The sequence below is a fragment of the Clostridium sp. TF11-13AC genome, assembly GCF_003481065.1.
Taxonomy (GTDB): domain Bacteria; phylum Bacillota; class Clostridia; order Lachnospirales; family Lachnospiraceae; genus Otoolea; species Otoolea fessa.
Genome location: NZ_QUKJ01000006.1, coordinates 17272 through 36014, shown reverse-complemented (window position 1 = coordinate 36014; position 18743 = coordinate 17272). Strand labels below are relative to the sequence as shown.

Here is an 18743-nt window from a genome sequence, read left to right as displayed (position 1 = left end):
GTGCAACCGGTTTTCAGTTGGATTCATCATTTACAATCCCGATAAATACTCCCTCATAATATCTCCTAGGACCTGCGCCTCCTCGCGGCTCAAACCTTTCATCCAGTCACCTGCATTTGCCTCTCCATTTCGTGTTTCCCGCGTATCCCGGCTTGCTGCAATCTGAGCGAGGCTCTGCTTCAAATACTCCATTTCCTTGTCGCTGGGACGCTCCTTTGCTTCCTGCCTGGGACCCGTATTGTTTCCCGTTTCATTTCCTGATACCATCCGGCGATCCGCAAGATGCCCATCTGTCTCATGCTTGTCCCGTTCCTCCGATTCGCACGGTGCAGTGCGAACTGCCCGCATCAGATTCTGTGCCCGTGCATCCCGCTCACGGAACGGATTCACTCTCATCGCTGTCCGCGATTTTCCTTTTTCAAACTCCGTTTCTCCCAGATCCCGATTATTCGTTTCTGCGCCATCCCGACTGCTCACACCGCGCTCTGCCCGCAAAGCACTCTGCAGCCGTTTCGGCATTTCCCGCACATTCGAGTCCGCGCCAGCAATTCCGCCGGATACTCCAGAAACTCCTGACATTTCCTGTCCGCGCGTCTCCTTCTCACGTGCCGCCCGAAGGAACACCGAATTATCCACATACTCCAAAAGCGCCGTTTCCAGCCGCTGCTGTTTCTGGTCAATCTGGAAACAGCTCTCGATAAATGCCAGAAACAGACCACTCATGACAGCTGCCGATGCATACAGCACAATATAGCTTGCATCCAGCTCATACCAGTACGCCAGAAATGCCTCCGCTGCTCCGGTCAGAAGCCCTAAAAGCACCATTTCCATTGACACGCCGTTCCACGCATCCAGCGAAATATGTAAAAATGAAAATCCGTCAATCTGCTTGTCCAGATATGCCTGCGTGTTCACGATGTTCTGTCCCAGGCGGCAGGTATTTTCCAACCGCTGCTTCAGATTTTGAAGATTCTTGTTCCGGGTCATCGCCATGTTGTCAGTTTCTTTTAATAATCTTTTGTAGAGGCTCCGTGTAATCAACTTGCTGACAAATCCGATCATTCCGATCGCCGCAAGAACGGACAGCGCTTTTCCAGTTTGTAAAAATTCCAGCATAAAAAAGCTCCCCTTTCTCTACTTCCGGATCACTTCCGGATGGCTTGCCACAGGTCAGGTTTAGGCGCTTCGCAGTTTGTCTCTTGCAATTTGCTTTTTACAATCTGCTTTTCACATTCTGCTTTTCACATTCTGCTTTTCACATTCTGCTTTTTGCGCCCTGTCAAATCCCGCCTGCATCGTGGCTTTATTATAGCCGCCGAAAGAGTCTTTGTGAAGATGAGAAAGGGGAAAATCGTTCGTCAAATTCTGCCTTAATTCGATTTTAAATAGGTATTAATAATGCGTATCATGCAAAATTTCGGGTTATTAAAAATTCTGTCTGTGAATCATATCTATGACTCATTACGCCTCATACCGGGACGCCATTTCAAGCAGTAGGTTTACCGAATGCTTGATCGCCTGCGCCTCAAACGCCGCATAGTCCATACCTGCGCTGTCATCCGCCTTATCTGAAATGGCACGGATAATCAGGAACGGGATTCCGTTTAAATATGCCGCCTGTGCGATCGCTGCGCCCTCCATCTCGGTACAGCTTGCGCTAAACTGCTCGATCAGCCACTCCTTTTTTGCCTTATCCGAGATAAACTGATCGCCGCTTACCACGCGTCCCGGAAATGCCTGAATCTCCGGATTGACCTTCTGGTTGCACTCAATCGCCAGCTCGCGCAGCTTCTCATCCGCCTCAAATGCAAAGGTATCTACTCGCGGAATCTGTCCGATCCGGTATCCAAATCCGCTCGCATCCATATCATGCTGCACCGCATCCGTCGATACAACGATATCGCCAATGTTGATCTCTGCACGCAGGGAACCGGCGATACCTGTGTTCACAATCGCGCTGATATGGAACCGATCCGCCAGAATCTGACTGCACATACCTGCATTTACCTTACCGATACCAGAGCGAACCACAACTGCGTCCTTTCCGCCCAGTTTGCCTTGATAAAAATCCATACCGGCTACGCTTGTCACGGTAACATCCGTCATTTTCTCCTTGATCTGAGCCACCTCTTCATCCATCGCTCCGATGATTCCTAACATCTGTTTATCCTCCTGTTTTTTCTAAATGTACTCTCGGAATCTTTCTGTGCTTGATTTTGTGAGATAATTTTTTGTCAGTTGCGCCCAAATTTCTGAAGCGTTGGCGTTGCGTCCGCCTCTGAAATTCGGGTGCAGCTGGCGGAAAATAAGCCGCAAAAGCAAGTGCAGAAAAGACTCCGAGCGTACATTCTATTATTTATCCTTCTATTCTTTTTAACACGACCGTATCGTCACAGTTCACACGTTGTACAAATTCCTGCTGCCACCATGTTTTCTTACGGCACTTTCGATTCCAAAAGTGCCTACCTATGAACAGTTACACCGTATCTTCTCAAAAGAAAGTATACTGGATTTTTGTTATCTTGACAACACCTTTACTGGCAGACTATAATCATTTTACTGCGGTGGATTCCCGCCACAGCAGATTAAAACACATACCATTTTGAGGAGGTTTTACCATGACATACAAGACAAAGGGAGTCTGTTCCCGTGAGATTAATTTTGAAGTAGAAGATAATAAAGTAAAGAATGTGCAGTTCGTCGGCGGCTGCTCCGGCAACACACAGGGCGTTGCCCGCCTGATCGATGGCATGGATATTGACGAGGCAATCTCCCGCATCGAAGGCATCCAGTGCGGCTTCCGCCCAACTTCCTGCCCGGATCAGCTGGCACAGGCGTTGAAGGAGTATAAAGCGAACGTGAAATAGGAATTTTTGAGGAGATTCTTTCACGCCTGTTGGCATAATGAAAAACCGTTTAAGAACCCCCACCTGAAAACATCTGGAATTTTGAATCAGAAATTCCTGGATGGTTGCAGGTGGGGGTATTTATGTGATCGCTTTTTTCATACTATTTCGTGTTGCAAATATAAATTTAGTAACACTGTCCCCGTTTAGAATTAGTCGCCGTATTCGGTGATTTTGATTCCCTCTGTTTTTGTCATAAAGGACTGTCCCTTTCCATTTGACTCTACATAATGAACGCCAACTACTCTATAATAATATCCTGTTTTCTGGTTTTTCACTGTAAAATCATTCGACATTCCTGATAAATCTTCCGTTGGAAAATCCTCTTTGCTAGCATCATATATATATCTAGAAACTTCTACCCATTTACCATCCTCTTCTCTTTGCAGAACTGCAATATTTTTTATTTTATCACACTCTACATGAGCTACTGTCTGAATAAGGATTCCAATATCTCCTTTTCCTAAATTACTAATTCTTGTTAATGCCGTATCAATAATACTTCCCCTTGGTTCTATCCCCCTCGCAATTCCCTCCGAAACATTTTCATTTAATAAACAAGCATTGCTATAATCCGCCTCTTCAACCGAAACTCCATTAATATACTGTGTGTCTGCTGCATAAACTTGCATCATACTTGCAGCTATAATCATTCCTGCACATATCAGTGTATATAATTTTTTTCTCATATAAAATTTCCCCCTAATAATTTTCTAAAAATAAATTTTCAACAATCTTTTTAAACTCTTTTTTAGGAATTATCCCCGAAATTTGATAGTATGTATCCCCTTTTACAATATTAGCACTATATTCAAATTTCCCATCTGAAAGCTCTGATTTTTCAAAATAAATATTTTCTTTTAACAAATCATTATAAATATACTCTTCTTTTTTTCTATCAGATATAACATTTGTAGAATTACCAGTACCACCTACTTCTTCTAATATCTTTACACGATATTTTTCATAAGAAAAATACATTATAACCCACGTTTCTCCTATATCTGCTTTTACATACTTCATCTTTTTAGGCATATACGCAAGTTTCAACGGACGAACCTTTGTTTTTTTAGTTATTTCTATATATGCTTTATCTAATTCATCCTCTCCAGGAATAGCCTCAACATTATTTAAGACAATCTCATTCCGTACACTGTCCTTCTCCCGCACCACATACCGATACTCCCTCTTCGCCCCAACCGAAATCCCCATCGCCACAACCATCACTGCGATAGCGGCGGCAGCTACAGAGACTTTTACAATCGATTTCAACCGGCGTGGTTTGCGAGCTTCTTCGTGCAGTTTGACAATGTTCTCGCTGGATGATTCTTTTTCACTTTCCGGGCTTGTTCCCACCTCCGCTTCTAACTTTGCCATCAACCTCTCAAAGCCATCTTCTGATCCTGGAGGTATGTCGCTGTCTTTTACTTCCGTCTGTGCAAGGATAAAATCCTTCAACAGCTGATCTTCGCTGACTCCAAACGCTTCCTGCAGCAGGCGCTCTGCATCTTCTCCAGCTTTTTTTCCGCGCCGGCTTCTGCTCACTTTTTATCCCTCCTCTCTGTCCTCGTCCTAACTTTTAGGTTGACTTTTCTTTTTTTCCGTTTACTATACTAAATGTAACCCTTTGCGGGTATGATAAAGCATAAAAACAGTTGTTTTCAGGTTATGGTTGTCCCCTCACACCGTAACCAGCGGCTGATGTGTGGAGGAAACTACTATGAAAAAAATCATTCTGACCGGCGGTGGTACTGCAGGTCATGTTACACCGAATCTCGCCCTGCTTCCGGCACTGCGCGAGGAAGACTTTGAGATTCACTATATTGGTTCTTATAACGGCATTGAGCGCCGCCTGATCGAGGCAGCCAGCATCCCTTACGATGGAATCTCATCTGGAAAACTGCGCCGTTATTTTGACCTTAAGAATTTTTCAGATCCGCTTCGCGTTCTGAAAGGATACTTTGAGGCTCGCAAGCTTATGAAAAAATACAAACCGGATATCGTCTTTTCCAAAGGCGGTTTTGTCGCTGTTCCGGTCGTTCTGGCTGCCAAGCATTATAAAGTGCCTGTCATCATCCATGAATCCGATATGACCCCAGGACTGGCAAATAAAATCTGTATTCCAGCCGCTTCCAAGGTATGCTGCAACTTTCCGGAAACACTTAAATATCTTCCGGAAGATAAGGCGGTTCTGACCGGTTCCCCGATCCGTGAAGAGCTTCTGCACGGGGATCGTCTGGCGGGACTCCAGTACGCCCATCTTTCTGCCGATCGCCCAGTAATTCTGATCATCGGCGGAAGTCTCGGCTCCGTCACGGTCAATCAGGCTGTCCGCGGCATTCTTCCGCAGCTTCTGAAAACCTATCAGGTAATACATATCTGCGGAAAAGGCAATCTGGATGAGTCTCTCATCGGCACCGAAGGATATGTTCAGTATGAGTATGTGGATAAACCACTCCGCCATCTCTTTGCAGCGGCAGATCTGATCATCTCCCGCGCGGGCGCAAATTCCATCTGCGAAATTCTGGCACTCCGCAAACCGAACATTTTGATCCCTCTGTCGGCTGCTGCCAGCCGCGGCGACCAGATCTTAAATGCCAACTCCTTTGCAAAACAGGGATTCAGCACCGTTCTGGAAGAAGAAGTTTTAACCGCAGATACTCTCAGCCAGGCAATCGAAGAGACCTATAAAAATCGCCAGCAGTTCATTGATAAAATGTCTGAAAGCCACTTAAACAATGCTGTCAAAACCATCATGGGGCTGATTCATGATTGCGCACGCAGTTAGTAGCATTGCTACGTTTGTATAGTACAAGACTAAAACACTGAATATGTAAGCTTATCATCACATCGGACAGATTCGAAACGGCTCTGCTTCGATGTGATTTTTAAATATCAAACAGCTTTGCCCTCAACACGCGCTTCTGCAATTCTGCTTTTGCCCTGTAAAGACGTGTACAGCATACCGTTGATTTGATTTTCAAAACCGCACAGGCTTCTTCCGCCGTCAAGCCCTCCAAAACACGGAGAATCAAAACATCCCGCCAGTCCTTCTTCATAGATTTGACAATCTTCCATACGTTCCAATAGATATCCCTATCGATAACCTCCTGATCCAGAAGCTGAATTCCTATCTCCCCTTCCAAAAGAAGGTTCATAATCTCTTCTTCCGCATCCGGATCTTCCAGATGCAGCATCTCGCGGCGCCGCATCTGCCTCCGGTTATCGATCCACTTGCTCCGTAAAATGCGGATCAGTAAAACCAACTTTACTTTATGATCCAGATCTAACGAATAGCGCTTGTAATATTCAATGAAAGCTTCATGCACCATATCCTCAATGTCATCGTACCCTACTCCAATTCTATACGCATATTTCTTCAGCGGTACCAGGTACTCTCTGTAAAGCGCTTCAAAAAGCGCCATTTTTTCATTCTCATGGTGCATATCCAAACTCCTATCGCGTCAGTTCTTCGCGGATGGAGCTGCTAATTTCTGCCAGCTCTTCCGGCGTTGCTTTTCCTGGCGCCCATGTCACCATATCCGGTCCATTTTCATATCTCGGAATAATGTGTACATGGAAATGAAAAACAGTCTGTCCTGCGGATATGCCATTGTTCTGAACCACATTGAAACCCGTGCAGCCCAGTGCTTTCTTCATCGCCGCACCAATCTTTCCAGCTAATGGAAGAGCTTTGGCCGCAATCGCCGGATCCAGCTCACATAAATCTTTGAAATGCTGCTTCGGCAGAATCAGCGCATGTCCCTTCGATGCCGGTCCTAAATCCAGAATCACACGAAAATCTTCATCTTCATAAACCGTTGAGGATGGAATCTCTCCGCCAGCGATCTTACAAAAAATACATTCTTTGTCTGTCATGTCGGTCTCTCCTTCTCTCTATGCTTCTCCATTCACTGGAAAAGCGGTATTTTCTTTTGTCACTTGGCTTGAAACTTCCATGTCAAGTGCCTTTATTATAGCATATCCCCATGGCTTGTTCTATGTAAATTTGCAGAAACGCGAAATTGATGTACTTGCAAAATAATTCACATCAATTTCGTGTTTTTGGTTATTATTTCATATTTTCAGACAATTTATCGGTGTTCCCAAAATTTATATCCGACATCCGCCAAATAAATGGAATCCCCATTCCCCAAACTGACTGTTTCATTTGCCTGAAGCGGATAGCCATTGACCGATGTTCCATTGGTTGAATTGAGATCTGTCAGAATGTATACGCCCTCCTTCTGATCGATCCGCGCATGAAGACGGCTGACGGTCGGACGGTCAATACATGCGTCCGACAGCCCCGGATGTTTTCCAAGTGTAAATGGAATATAGGAAATCTGAATCACTGTTCCTCCGGCTTCCACCGGCTCTAAGCGCACCGTTCCTTCCCCATTCTTTGAGGCAGACAGAAGCGTAGTCCCCGCTTCTCTCGCCCGCTCTATCTGTGCTTCTTCTTCTCTTCGAAGTTCCTGCCGATAAGCTTCTTCACTCTCCGGATAGACCTGCCAGCGGTTTTCAGGCGTTGTCTGCTGCCAGTCTTGATATGATAGAGTCCCTTCTATCCCAGACCGTTCTTTCTTTTTCTGGATCACTTTCCTCTCACCATTCCGCACACGACTACTCTTTCCACCTCGTCCAGCTTCATTCGCCTGATCCACTTCCGTGCTTTCCTCTCTATCCTCTCCCTGACCTCGATTTTTCTTCCTGCCACCATATACCTGCCATTTTCTGCGGGCTGCCAACATCTCCCTCAAAAACACGATTCCCCCGATGCCGCCGCTGATTGCATACAGCCATACATCCATTTCTCCCGTCACGTACCAATACACAATGCCAGCTGCCACCGCGCTTCCAAGTACCTTTATCCACCTGTTCTGCCATTGTCCCTTTTGTTTTCCACCTGCCCTTTCAGACTTTTCCCCCACTTCATCTGAATTCTCTACCGACTCCAGGTTCTTTTTCGTCGTTTTCTCCTGATACAACGCTTCCTGCCTATATTTCCAATCCTTCCTGGCTGGCGTTTGAATGTCAAAAGCCATTTTCCCAGATCCAGATTCCAACGTATCCCTCCGATTTTGCTCCGCTTCAAGCCACTCCTGCCGATCCGCCCACACTCCCGCCGTCTCAGGATCCCCCTCATCCTCGTTTCGTTTTTCTGCCGAAAAGATCCGATCTTCCCCCGAAAGCTGGCGCAGCAGATCTGCCGTTCCGTAATTCTCCCGCAGACTAATCTGGTACAGATTATAAGCTAATACAACAGCCTCCCGATCCTGATGATCCGCACGTTCCAGAAGATACCCCAGCAGTTTTGAGAGCGCCTGCGGCGCCTCTTCCCGATGCCCCGGAACCAGACATAATTCCACAGTAAAATGATCGGGTTCCAGATACAGGTATTCCGGATCCAGCAAAAGCTGTTCCTCTTTTAACAGGTACTCTTCCACCCGCTTCAGAACCGCCAGCACACCAAGCAGAATCGACCGGAGTTCTTGTCCCGACAAGGTCCGTTTTTCCAACACCCGTCTAAGCGGCTGTCTCGACGTTATCTCATAATAATATTCTCTCGCCTCCTCCGTCTGGCGGACCCGGAACTTCAAAAGCCCTTCGATGGCATTCGCCGACAGCATCTGTACCGCATAGCCCGTTTCTTTCTCCGGCGCTTCGATTATCATATAATTATGATTCATTTCCCGGCTATACCGAATCTCCATCCCGTATCCTCCATCACTCTGCATTTTCCAACACTGTCAGCAAACGGATCGCCCGCTCCGGCTCCTGTCCGCGCAGGGATATCTCCGTCTCTGTACTGCTCTTTACCCTTCCGTCCAAGTCTCCCCCATCTTCCCGGATCGTCAAAACTGCATCCCCGCACCGGAAGAATCCACGCAGGCGCTGTCCAGCTCTGCTGCTTATCTCCCCCACAGTCATTCCATCTCCCCGCAACGTTTTTTCCTCCCGATACAGGCACCGTTCCATCGCCTCCTGCAGGACAAAACGCCCCATAATCCTGCCATGCACCTCAAACACCCCATTTAACAGTGCCGCGATAAAAAAGAATGCAACCGCCATCACAAACGAGGCTTCCACCGTATAACTGGCAGAAACCTCCCGCTTCATCCAAGAGATGCTATCAGCATCCAAATCCACACCGGAAGCACACACGGCAGAAATGGCAGCTTCTTTTTCCGCATTTTCTCCCATAGACCATTCCCCTTTCCGCCAAGCAGTGCCGTAAGCACCCAGACACCTCCTGCCAGACTGCTCACAAATACAGCTCCCATCAAAAGTTCAAGCGTCCGCCATCCCCCCAGATAGCACCCAGTGATCAGAAAAAAGCCGCCATCTCCCAGTCCGACCGCACCTTTCGTCTGCCGCCCCATCCAGAACAAAAAAATCCCCGGCAGCATTCCCAAAAGCCATACCGTTATCTGCAACGCACTTTTTTTCCAATCCCATCCATCTTTTATAACCGACAGTACACACCGTATCATCGTAAGCGCCATTCCTGCCGTTCCAAATCCATATAGCCAGCTTACACGTATCCGTTTTCTATGAAGATCCTGCCAGGAAAAGACCATCAGAAAAAGGGAAAAAACAACCGCACAGAGGAAACATACTGCACTTTCCAAATCCATCCGCGTAAATCCCATGAAACTTATCCCTGCACTGTTTTCCATCACTCCGCCCTCTCACCCCTCCTTGATTCTTTCCGCCATCCGCACCTATCCACTTCCACAGTATGAACACACACCCATATATTCCACATCTGATCGCCGCACCTTCTGCACATAATATGCCAATGACGAACAGTCCTGCTTTCCATGGTAAACCTCGCCGGACGGAAGAATATACACCAGACCTCCCGCCGACACCGTCTTTCCACAGTATCTGCAAGCCTTATAACGGCATCCCCCGCTGTTTCTAAGCACCCCCGAAATTACATCTGCATACGCAGCCGCGGTGATCTGATTCGATATATAATGGCACGAAAGCGAGAGATGGTAGCGCGTACTGTCCCGCCCCACATAGACCCATTTTTCCTCCGGTTCTGAACTGTTTTTCTCTGAGAAATACCCGCCTTCCGCCCCAATCCATCCCCGCTTCCGGCTCCGGGAAGTAAGCGTCACATGGTCAAGCGCAAATACCGAGAACGGCAGCCGCACCTGATAGGAGGCGCGCAGGTCAATCCATTCTCCATCTTCCGATACGCGGCTGGCGCCACACTGGATATTGGACACTTTGTTCCCGACCGCTGTCTGAATCTTCTCCTTTAAATATCCCTGCAGAATAAGCCCGGACAGAAGTTCTGACCAGCCCCCCGTTCCCTTTTCTCCTGCCTCTGCCGCTTTTCCCGCCTCCATTTCTGCCCGATGCACCGTATGGGATGTCCGATACACCTGCCATCCCAGTTCCCGCCCCGTCACTTCCAGCACCGTCTGCACCTTTCTCTGAGTATCCAATATTTCCATCGGAACTGACAGGAGAATCACCGTAAACATAAACAATGTCAGACTAAGCGCCGCCTCAATCGTCAGGCTCGCACACAGGGAAGCAGAGGACAATGCCCTTTTCCAGGGTCGTTTTGTTACTTGGGCTCTATGCCGCCGAAGGACGGGTATCCCGACCGCACAGATACTTTCATTTATTCGTTTTGTTAGGTTAGTTGTCATCATCTTTTTTACTGGCTTTCTTTATGTACTTGGAGAGGCACATTCACTTGCATCATCTCCTGAAAAAGGACACTGTCCTCCACTCCCCTGTAATTGTGTTTAATATTCCTTCTGGGACGTTCTACGAAGCGGTATCAACGTTCCCTGTGCCGTATAGGACACACTTACCCCATACTGGCACTGATCCATCCGAAATCCCGGCTCTTTTTCTGAAATGCGGTTCTGAATCATATCCATCATCCGGTAACAGAAACGGCTCTTTCCCTGTATCAGGAAAAAGAGTTTCAGCCAGTCCTGGTAGTCCAGCCCGCTGTCGTCTGTCCCGTTTTTCAATGAAGGATCCGTCCCCGTTTCCAGAAAGATGGACGCGCCCTTTTCCGTCAGAGCAGAAAGCGAAATCTGCCACTCCCCCAGCTGTTTGAAAAAAGGAATTTTTCCGCCAGCCAGCAGAACCTTCACATCTGCCACCGACTCTGCAAACGCCCAGACTGTCATGATAAAGAAGGATGCCGCCGCCGTGATCGGTGTGATTCCCGCCAGCCCCGTGATTGCCAGCGCCAATGCTTCCGCCTCCGACCGTTTTTCAGAATCCGCATATAAAGCTGCCAGATTCACCGCCTCGCGCACAGCCAGAAGTTCATTGACGGTGCGTTTTAAATTTTCCCGCTCCGACGCATTTCCCTGTAAGAGATATTCCTGCTCATAATGGACACTTCCCGTCTTTTCCTGCCCGAACCGGGTAAAAAAATGCGCCGCATACGCATCTAAAAGAGCCCGTTCAAGCCCCGCTGTCCAGACATCCCCAGTCGTCCCCCGCTTTCCGCTCTCTCCGCCTGCATACAACGCCGACGGAAATTCCGCGGTCGAAATCCAGTTTTCTGAAATCACAGTTCCCGCCGGCACACAAAGACTCAGCAGATCCGTCCCCGACAGGCGGCTGACTGCTTCCAGCACATTCATTTTTTTCTTGTCTCGGACTGCCGGAACCCGGAAACGTCCATCCTTCTGAAAACCCGCTGTGATCGTCAGAACCGGCGCCCACAGCGCTTCCTCGTCCAGCTCATCGTCCTCATCGTCAGGCTCCCAATCATCGATATAATCCTGTATCTCCTTCCCTTTCCGGACTGCTTCTGCAACCACCTCTTCATTTCCTTGAGCCGTCTCTTCTGTCTTTTTTACCTCCTGGCGGCGCGCTCCATCCGCATCCAAATACGAACGATACCCCCGCATCTCCTCCTGTACCATGCCCCAGGAGCCTTCTTCCAGATCCGGCTGGGCTTCCTGCGCCTCCTGCTCCGATCCCTGCAGTTCTTTCGCAAGCCGGTCCGCCTGTTTTTCATACGCCGCAACCAGCCCCGGAATCTGCTTTAATTCTTTCTCTAAGCTTTCCGCCGATTGAAAGAACGAGCTTCCATCCGCCTGGCGAACCGCTGCCTCCATCTCCTCCAGATGTTTCTCCTGTTTTTGCAGGCAGGCTCCGATCGCCTCGATCGACTCTTCCAGACGCAGCACTTTTCTGCCATTTTCCTGATATCCTTCCGCAATCCCATGAACCGCCCTTGCTTCCGTCATCCGTTTTTCCATCTCAGGCAGTTCAGACTCCTCACTTTCCAGCGTCCAGACACCCACTTTCATATAATCGGTAACTTCCTTCGCAAAGAAATCCCCATTATGCCCGGTGATCGCATCCATCGCTTCGATCTGTACCTTGCCGCCGCTGACCGGATAAAAGGGCGCTGCCGCCAGATATGTTTCCATCTGCGGCTCCATCTCCGCCGCCAGGCGCTCTTTATCCGCACATTCCAGCACAAAAATCCGGTATTTATCCCAAATCTCCCGGTGATAACAGCTCATCAGCGAATCCAGGGAGGAATTGAGCGCCATCTGCATATACCAGCCGCTTCCGGCTGCCCGGGCGGACTCAAACAGCCCGCCCATCAGCGCACAGATACAGGTCAGAATCAAACTCAGGAAAACTGTGATACCCCCGCAAACGTCCATTTCTGCTTCAACGTGCCGTTCTGCCCGGATCAATATACCTCCTTCGACTTGCTGTTGATCTGTTTAAAGATATTTGTAAGAAGCGTATTAATCTGCTTTTTAAAGACAATGACCAGACCGATCAGCACCACCAGAATCAGCACTAATTCAATGACCCCCACGCCATCCTCGTCCATCAGAAACGATTTTACTTCTCTTACCAGATACGCTTTATCCATATACTTTTTCTCCTTTCTCCCCATTTTTCAGATCCCAAACGCCAGAAACGCCGGGACTGAAACCATCACCATAATAATCATCAACATCAGAAACAATGGAAGCATCAGCTTTGTGGACGCCTCTTCCCCCCGGCGTCTTGCCAGTGCTTTCTCTTCTTCAAACGCCGACTCCATCTCTGTCTCCAGCGCCTTTCGAAGTCCTTCTGCCCCATTTCTGACATTCTGCTCCAAAAGCCCGGAAAGCTTCCGGTACGGTCTCAGACGGCAGCCCGCACCAAATTCCGCATATGCCTGCAGTTCCGGGACACCGCGCTGCATCCGGTGATATGCCGCTGCCATTTCCCGGTATGCCGCCCGCTCCGTCTGTGTTCCCGCCCGGCATGCCGCCTCGTATTCCAGCACAATCCGTTCCCATGCCCGGCGGACCGGAAGCCCCGCCCCGGAAAATACGGTCAGCTTTGACACAATCTCCGGGTAGTCTTCCATCAGTTCCCGCTTTTTCTTCTTTTTCTCCTCACTCTCCTTCTGTTTTTCATAAAGAGGAAGCAGAATTGCCGCCGCAATCCCCAGCACCGGAAACAGCAGATATTCCCTGTCTCCGCGCACCCGGTAAGATAAATTCTTCCCCTCATACATCTTTGGCAAAACCAGCTGACCTTCCGTTCTCTGCGCCTCATCCATCTGCTTTAACAGCTGCTTAAAACCTGCCTCTTTTTCCTGCTGCTTCGTCCGAAGCGGCGGATATAGCGTGACCGGAAACCGGTACTCCCGGCTGAATGCCCCCGCCTGCAGGGATGCGGTCAGTTCTGTCTGAATCCCCTTCTCCGGGCATTCTTCATTTAAAACTGTCCCATCTGTCTGAATCCATTCCGCATCCTCCGGTGTCCAGCGGACCCGGATGCCCTCTTCTTCCAGCCAGCCAACGAGATGTAGATCTTCCCTTACCTCCTGCAGGGACGGATTGTTTCCCCGAATTAAATCCGCCAGTTTACCTCCTGCCTCCAGCAATGCTTTTTTTGCATCCTCTTCCGCATATTCCCGCTCTCCGAGCGCAATCTCCACCGGAATCTCCTTCTCCCACAGTCCGCGCACCCACACTTCCTGCTGCCGTTCCCCTTCTCCGTATGCATAGCGGTTCAGCCGGTTCCCCTCTTCCAGCGCCCCATCCCTTTTTTCCACCAGATATCCCACAACTGCCAGAATTATCCCCAAAAGAATGCATAAAACCTGCTTTTTCCCCATTTTCCCCATTATGTTTCACACCTCAATCTGAAGAATTTTCCCCGATACCCTCCATGCCAGCAGATAGACCACCAGACACCCGGTCATCACCACCCGCCCCACCGCTGTCTCATACATCTGTGAGAAAAACCCCGGCGATGACAAATCCACGTAGAGCACAATCAGGTACGGCATCAGGTTCATAATTCTCTGTTCAAACTGCTTTTCTGCCGTCATCGTGAGAATTTCCTCCCGCACCTGTATGCGATCCGAAATCACGTGAACGACATGGTGAACCACGCTTGCCAGCTCACCCCGGCTCCGTTTGGATACAGTAAAAATAACAGAGAAATTTTCCACCTCATCCAGACCACTCCTCTTTGCAAAGGAAGAAAGCAGCACCTCCACGGTCCGGTTCATTTTAAGCTGACTTGCCAGGTATGAAAACTCACGGGTAATCATCCCCTCTTTTCCGTATTGTTCTTCCAGATCGCGCACGCTCGCGATAAACGCATTTTCCACCGAATAGCCTGCAGCCAGCGCCGAAGCCACAATCTGAATCGCTTCCTTAAACTGGAGCCGCAGTTCCTCTTTTCTCCGGCGGCAGAGCTCCCGCCTCTTAAAAAACGGCCGCAGCATCCCCGCCGGAAGCATCAGAACGAACGCCAGAAATGAACGGTAGAATACATACGCCGTCACGGCGCACACCGCTGTTCCCTCCAGAAGGTAACGTATCCACTCCTGCCCCGTCAGGTGGTAAACCCGGTAATCAGAAAGCACTTCCTCCCGCGAATCTGCGCCGCCCTTCAAATCTGCCAACCTGGATAAGTGCTCCTTCCACCTGTCCGGAATCAGCCTCCCCGCTTTCCTGAAACTGATAGATGGGAGAAAGGCGGATTTCCCCATTTTCATAGCCTATCACCTCCGTGATCTCCAGTACCTTCCGGCTCCGGTCCCGCATCCGCCCGACATGGACCATCAGATCGAGCGCTGAACCGATCTGGCTCCGGACCGCCGCAAGCGGCAACTCTGCCGCCATCAGAACCATTGTCTCCAGTCTTGAGAGCATGTCTTTTGCGCTGTTTGCATGTCCAGTTGAGAGCGAGCCATCGTGCCCCGTATTCATCGCCTGCAGCATTTCCAGCGCCTCGCCGCCCCGGACCTCCCCAACGATGATGCGGTCCGGACGCATTCGGAGACTCGCCCGGATCAGATCGCGCATGGAAATCTCCTGCGAACCATCCCGGTTCTCCACCCTTGTTTCCAGGCTGACAAGATTCTTTACATGGCGGATTTGAAGCTCTGCCGAATCCTCGATCGTGATGATGCGTTCCTCCTGTGGAATATAGCCGGACATGGCGTTTAAGATCGTCGTTTTTCCCGATCCGGTTCCTCCGCTGATGAAGATATTGAGCCCCTGCTCGACCGCTTTCTGCAAAAATGCCGCTGCCTCCCGGCTGATACTTTTTAACTCAATCAGACGTTCCATCGTGATCGGTTCCGGGAACTTCCGGATCGTTAAAATCGGACCATTTAACGCCACCGGTGCCAGCACCACGTGAACACGCGAACCATCTTCCAGTCTCGCATCCGCAATCGGAGACGCCAGATTGACCGTCCGGTTGACACGGCTTACAATCTGCTGAATCAGATCCTCTAGCTGCCCTACCGAATCAAAGTGCTTTTCTAATTCTTCCACACGCCCCTGCCGCTCGACAAAAATGTGCTCCGCGCCATTTACCATGATCTCCGTGATCGTCGGATCATCGACCAGCTCCTGCAAAATATCCAGCCGTCTGAATGAATCAAACAGCTCTTTTCTCAAAGAAAGCCGCTCTTTTAACGGCAGATACGCCCCTTCTGCTGCTTCCAGAATCGCCATGTCGATCAGGTCGCGCAGTTCCTCATCCTCCACCTGCATACGGCTCTCCATCTGCTCCATCAGACGCTGCCTCAAAACCATTTTCTGCTCCTGCATACTTCCCCCTGCCAGTTGTTTCTCTCACAACCGTTTACTCTTTAGAATGACTGGCAAAATCCCGCTCCATTTATCCCTGTCAAAAGACTTTGCCCCTTCTAATTTAACCCACAATGAACATTATCCGCCCACACTGCTTCCCCGCAGCAGCTGTCGTACATAATCACCCAGTTCTCCCCATAAGAGCTGGTCAATATAATCGCCCCGTCCAAAACTGCCGTGATACGGAAGCTTCAGGCGTTTAATACGTTCCCTTAGCATGCCATTTCCTGTCTGTGAAAAATACTGCTCCAGCTCCTTAAGCTTTGCCAAAGACACCGGATCTTCCCGGATCGGCATATAGATTACCCGGCACAGCTTCATTACCGAAAGCGCCGTCCTGCGCCCGCTTCCTATATCCACTACCAGCGTATCATACGCACTCTCCCCGGCAATTGCCCGTATAAGCCCCGCGATCGCCTCCTCTCCTGCCTGATCCAGATCCTCCGGATAGCGCACCGGAGGAATATAGTCCAACTCCCCCATCGTGTGGACAACGCTGCTTAAACGAAGCGAATTATAGCTTCCACCGTTGTAAAAATACAACAGATCCGACAAATCACTCTTGTATTCTTCTTTCATCAAAACCGACAGACCGGAAAATTCCTCCAGGTTCAGATACAGCACCCGCTCCTCCTGTGCCAGAAGTTTTCCTATTGTCAGGGCAAACGAGGTCTTTAAACACCGTCCAACCGGCGAATACACTCCCAAGACCTTCGCCAGCCCCCGTCCAGACACCTCCGGCAGATCCCCCGGGCTTTCCCCATACCAGGTCATCACGTCGCGCACAATCGCATCACTGGACTGGTATTTGTAGACACAGGGAACTGACGGACTAACCGGCTTTCCCCCATTATCCGATAAAAGAATGACCTTTTCCGCCCGGATAGACTCCTTTTCTTCCGCCGGAACATGCTCGCCCAACAACAGAAGCTTTACCGGATGTTCCGCCGCAAATGCCCGCAGCCGCTCGATCGAGCTGAACGCCACCACCTCAAACGGTATTTTTTCCTTCTGGTTAACTACCTCTGCAAACCGCGCCGCATAGACTGGATCCACGTCATACACAGCCAGAATATGCTTCATCGCACCGCCACCTCCCTAATCACAAGCCATTTTCCTTACAGATACCGAATCAGCTCCGCCCCAATCACTCCCAAAAACAGGCACGGTGCCAGACAAAAAGATGCCTCTTTTCCATCCCGCGCTTCCAGATAGTACGGCTCGACGCTTCCCCCAAGCGCAGACCGGTACAAATAAAACACAAGATATGTAAGCCGCTGCCTGGCAATCCCACGCCGGATAAGTAATACAAGTGACCATATTCCGGCAGCTGCCAGCCCGCACAGGAAAATCCGCCCGCCCTGCCGCAGCCCGGCGGCACCAAACAGGACGGCTGCCATTTTGATGTCCCCCGCACCTATCATGCGAAACAGATACAGAGGAAACAGGACAATCAGTAAACTCCCGACACGAATCAAATATCCACAAGTCTCGCCAATCCCCATCATAAGCGCCGCCCCATATCCCGGCAGCCGCCCGCCCCATCCGGCCGTATATCCCATCTTCATCCCCAGACCAAACCGAATCAAAAGAAACAACAGGCCGCCAAGCAGAAGCATCCCATTGGGAATACGGCGTTTTTTCAAATCCCAAAACGCACAGCCGCCAGTAAACAACAGCAGCAAAAAGATCAATCCATCCCCTCCTTCTCTTTCGCATACATGAAACAAACAATTTCTGCACAGTATGTCCTCTTTTCAAAACTCCTGCCGCAAACGATAGCTGCCAATCCTGCGCCAGCTTTTACCGCCACCTTTTTCCATTCATTTCCTGTATGCACTTCAAACATTCCTGAAAAATTATCGAACATTTCTCTGAACTTAACTTTTAGAATCTTAATAATAGATCAACGGGAAATCCGGATTCCCGTGACAGATGGAAGAACCCATCCATGAATGTTCCTCCATTATGAACAGTTTTTGATCAAAAGTCAATCCCAAAACACCCGAAATATGCGCCAAAAACATCTCAAAAACTTTGTGCATCTGAACCCATTATTTTAGCTAGACAATTTCGTTATTTGAAAATAATTGCCAAAATATCTCTTTATTTTTTATCTATAAATACCCATTCCAGCATTTTCCTTTCCATTGACTGACGAAACAAAAAATGGTAAAATACTATTAGTTTAAATTTTTAAACCATTATAGAAGGAGGAGCCGCGATGAAAAAAGGAATAGAACTTAAACAGCATTTTCATACCTGTATGCCTCTTTTTATCGCACTGGGTGATGAAATACGGCTGACGATCATCGAAGCACTGACGGACGAAGCCCTCACGGGACGCACAAAAAACACCCCTATGAACACAAATCAGCCGGATAAAAACGATGACCGTCCAATCAGCCTGCCCACCCAGCCCCGTCCGCACGGCTTAAATGTCCGGGAAATCACCGAACGGACCAGCCTGTCGCGCCCGGCAGTTTCCCACCATTTGAAGATCTTAAAGACAGCCGGGCTGATCGACGTCCACCGGGAGGGAACCTGCAATTATTATTACCTCTCGATCGAAGACAGCACCCGGAAATTGATGCAGCTCGGACATCTGCTGGAATCCGTGCTTTCCATGAACGCCTGAACCAGGATGCATATCTTTCCATTTTCTGAATATACTGATCGTTGTACCAATTTATAGGATTCA

20 protein-coding genes are annotated in these 18743 nt (G+C 49.2%); 3 read left to right on the top strand and 17 right to left on the bottom strand.

From position 1 onward, the window contains the following. Positions 1-30: 30 nt before the first annotated feature. Both DXD12_RS11825 and DXD12_RS11820 read right to left on the bottom strand, forming a co-directional pair. The gene (locus tag DXD12_RS11825; RefSeq protein ID WP_117796605.1) at positions 31-1116 is read right to left on the bottom strand and encodes a hypothetical protein; all 1086 of its coding nucleotides are present in this window, start codon (positions 1114-1116) and stop codon (positions 31-33) included. 345 nt (positions 1117-1461) lie between these two features. Further along, positions 1462-2160 carry a 5'-methylthioadenosine/adenosylhomocysteine nucleosidase gene (locus DXD12_RS11820; RefSeq protein ID WP_022360026.1) on the bottom strand — a complete coding sequence of 233 codons (699 nt, stop codon included), beginning with the start codon at positions 2158-2160 and terminating at the stop codon, positions 1462-1464. A gap of 458 nt (positions 2161-2618) precedes the next feature. Here DXD12_RS11820 and DXD12_RS11815 point away from each other — a divergent pair, with 458 nt between their 5' ends. After that, positions 2619-2867, top strand: coding sequence for a TIGR03905 family TSCPD domain-containing protein (locus DXD12_RS11815; protein ID WP_022360027.1), 249 nt, complete (start codon positions 2619-2621; stop codon positions 2865-2867). 191 nt (positions 2868-3058) lie between these two features. Here the strand turns inward: DXD12_RS11815 and DXD12_RS11810 are convergent, their stop codons facing one another. Beyond that, positions 3059-3595: a hypothetical protein gene (locus tag DXD12_RS11810; RefSeq protein ID WP_117796604.1), complete on the bottom strand. Its 537-nt coding sequence runs from the start codon at positions 3593-3595 to the stop codon at positions 3059-3061. A gap of 13 nt (positions 3596-3608) precedes the next feature. Beyond that, complete coding sequence (locus tag DXD12_RS11805) at positions 3609-4451, bottom strand: hypothetical protein (protein WP_117796603.1); 843 nt, start codon at positions 4449-4451, stop codon at positions 3609-3611. Between the two features lie 175 nt (positions 4452-4626). Here DXD12_RS11805 and DXD12_RS11800 point away from each other — a divergent pair, with 175 nt between their 5' ends. Continuing rightward, positions 4627-5694 (top strand): undecaprenyldiphospho-muramoylpentapeptide beta-N-acetylglucosaminyltransferase, encoded by a 1068-nt coding sequence (locus DXD12_RS11800; RefSeq protein WP_117796602.1) that lies wholly within the window; start codon positions 4627-4629, stop codon positions 5692-5694. A gap of 100 nt (positions 5695-5794) precedes the next feature. Here the strand turns inward: DXD12_RS11800 and DXD12_RS11795 are convergent, their stop codons facing one another. The 13 genes from DXD12_RS11795 to DXD12_RS11735 form a co-directional block, all read right to left on the bottom strand. Next, the gene (locus DXD12_RS11795; RefSeq protein WP_227589698.1) at positions 5795-6352 is read right to left on the bottom strand and encodes an RNA polymerase sigma factor; all 558 of its coding nucleotides are present in this window, start codon (positions 6350-6352) and stop codon (positions 5795-5797) included. Between the two features lie 10 nt (positions 6353-6362). Next, on the bottom strand, positions 6363-6785 hold the full coding sequence (locus DXD12_RS11790; protein ID WP_022360422.1) for an HIT family protein: 423 nt from the start codon (positions 6783-6785) through the stop codon (positions 6363-6365). A gap of 215 nt (positions 6786-7000) precedes the next feature. After that, positions 7001-8623: a DUF6382 domain-containing protein gene (locus DXD12_RS11785; RefSeq protein ID WP_118638412.1), complete on the bottom strand. Its 1623-nt coding sequence runs from the start codon at positions 8621-8623 to the stop codon at positions 7001-7003. 13 nt (positions 8624-8636) lie between these two features. Further along, positions 8637-9029: a hypothetical protein gene (locus DXD12_RS11780; protein WP_118638411.1), complete on the bottom strand. Its 393-nt coding sequence runs from the start codon at positions 9027-9029 to the stop codon at positions 8637-8639. After that, complete coding sequence (locus DXD12_RS11775; RefSeq protein ID WP_118638410.1) at positions 9026-9589, bottom strand: prepilin peptidase; 564 nt, start codon at positions 9587-9589, stop codon at positions 9026-9028. The genes DXD12_RS11780 and DXD12_RS11775 overlap by 4 nt, the downstream gene beginning before the upstream one ends. Positions 9590-9634: 45 nt before the next feature. Further along, positions 9635-10474, bottom strand: coding sequence for a hypothetical protein (locus DXD12_RS11770; protein ID WP_118638409.1), 840 nt, complete (start codon positions 10472-10474; stop codon positions 9635-9637). 207 nt (positions 10475-10681) lie between these two features. After that, positions 10682-12616 (bottom strand): DUF5702 domain-containing protein, encoded by a 1935-nt coding sequence (locus DXD12_RS11765; RefSeq protein ID WP_243105388.1) that lies wholly within the window; start codon positions 12614-12616, stop codon positions 10682-10684. Then, positions 12613-12801, bottom strand: a complete 189-nt coding sequence (locus DXD12_RS11760) for a Flp1 family type IVb pilin (RefSeq protein ID WP_022360416.1) — start codon at positions 12799-12801, stop codon at positions 12613-12615. Before DXD12_RS11760 ends, DXD12_RS11765 begins: the two co-directional genes overlap by 4 nt. 27 nt (positions 12802-12828) lie before the next feature. Beyond that, positions 12829-14052, bottom strand: coding sequence for a hypothetical protein (locus DXD12_RS11755; RefSeq protein WP_118638408.1), 1224 nt, complete (start codon positions 14050-14052; stop codon positions 12829-12831). Positions 14053-14058: 6 nt separating this feature from the next. Continuing rightward, the gene (locus tag DXD12_RS11750) at positions 14059-14841 is read right to left on the bottom strand and encodes a type II secretion system F family protein (RefSeq protein ID WP_243015269.1); all 783 of its coding nucleotides are present in this window, start codon (positions 14839-14841) and stop codon (positions 14059-14061) included. Further along, entirely contained in the window at positions 14792-16000 is a 1209-nt protein-coding gene (locus DXD12_RS11745) for a CpaF family protein (protein ID WP_347561389.1), read from the bottom strand. Before DXD12_RS11745 ends, DXD12_RS11750 begins: the two co-directional genes overlap by 50 nt. Before the next feature lie 120 nt (positions 16001-16120). Next, positions 16121-17125, bottom strand: a complete 1005-nt coding sequence (locus DXD12_RS11740) for a hypothetical protein (protein ID WP_118472977.1) — start codon at positions 17123-17125, stop codon at positions 16121-16123. A gap of 35 nt (positions 17126-17160) precedes the next feature. Further along, positions 17161-17736 (bottom strand): prepilin peptidase, encoded by a 576-nt coding sequence (locus DXD12_RS11735; protein ID WP_182457074.1) that lies wholly within the window; start codon positions 17734-17736, stop codon positions 17161-17163. 530 nt (positions 17737-18266) lie between these two features. Between DXD12_RS11735 and DXD12_RS11730 the strand changes: the two genes are divergently transcribed. Then, positions 18267-18680 carry a metalloregulator ArsR/SmtB family transcription factor gene (locus DXD12_RS11730; protein WP_242995792.1) on the top strand — a complete coding sequence of 138 codons (414 nt, stop codon included), beginning with the start codon at positions 18267-18269 and terminating at the stop codon, positions 18678-18680. The last annotated feature ends 63 nt before the right edge of the window (positions 18681-18743 follow it).

Coding starts and splice junctions, on each gene's coding strand:
- DXD12_RS11815 (WP_022360027.1), top strand. CDS start 2,619: ATGACATACAAGACAAAGGGAGTCTGTTCCCGTGAGATTAATTTTGAA.
- DXD12_RS11780 (WP_118638411.1), bottom strand. CDS start 9,029: ATGAAGCGGGAGGTTTCTGCCAGTTATACGGTGGAAGCCTCGTTTGTG.
- DXD12_RS11775 (WP_118638410.1), bottom strand. CDS start 9,589: ATGGAAAACAGTGCAGGGATAAGTTTCATGGGATTTACGCGGATGGAT.
- DXD12_RS11800 (WP_117796602.1), top strand. CDS start 4,627: ATGAAAAAAATCATTCTGACCGGCGGTGGTACTGCAGGTCATGTTACA.
- DXD12_RS11785 (WP_118638412.1), bottom strand. CDS start 8,623: ATGGAGATTCGGTATAGCCGGGAAATGAATCATAATTATATGATAATC.
- DXD12_RS11755 (WP_118638408.1), bottom strand. CDS start 14,052: ATGGGGAAAATGGGGAAAAAGCAGGTTTTATGCATTCTTTTGGGGATA.
- DXD12_RS11795 (WP_227589698.1), bottom strand. CDS start 6,352: ATGCACCATGAGAATGAAAAAATGGCGCTTTTTGAAGCGCTTTACAGA.
- DXD12_RS11745 (WP_347561389.1), bottom strand. CDS start 16,000: ATGCAGGAGCAGAAAATGGTTTTGAGGCAGCGTCTGATGGAGCAGATG.
- DXD12_RS11810 (WP_117796604.1), bottom strand. CDS start 3,595: ATGAGAAAAAAATTATATACACTGATATGTGCAGGAATGATTATAGCT.
- DXD12_RS11760 (WP_022360416.1), bottom strand. CDS start 12,801: ATGGATAAAGCGTATCTGGTAAGAGAAGTAAAATCGTTTCTGATGGAC.
- DXD12_RS11825 (WP_117796605.1), bottom strand. CDS start 1,116: ATGCTGGAATTTTTACAAACTGGAAAAGCGCTGTCCGTTCTTGCGGCG.
- DXD12_RS11730 (WP_242995792.1), top strand. CDS start 18,267: ATGAAAAAAGGAATAGAACTTAAACAGCATTTTCATACCTGTATGCCT.
- DXD12_RS11790 (WP_022360422.1), bottom strand. CDS start 6,785: ATGACAGACAAAGAATGTATTTTTTGTAAGATCGCTGGCGGAGAGATT.
- DXD12_RS11820 (WP_022360026.1), bottom strand. CDS start 2,160: ATGTTAGGAATCATCGGAGCGATGGATGAAGAGGTGGCTCAGATCAAG.
- DXD12_RS11740 (WP_118472977.1), bottom strand. CDS start 17,125: ATGAAGCATATTCTGGCTGTGTATGACGTGGATCCAGTCTATGCGGCG.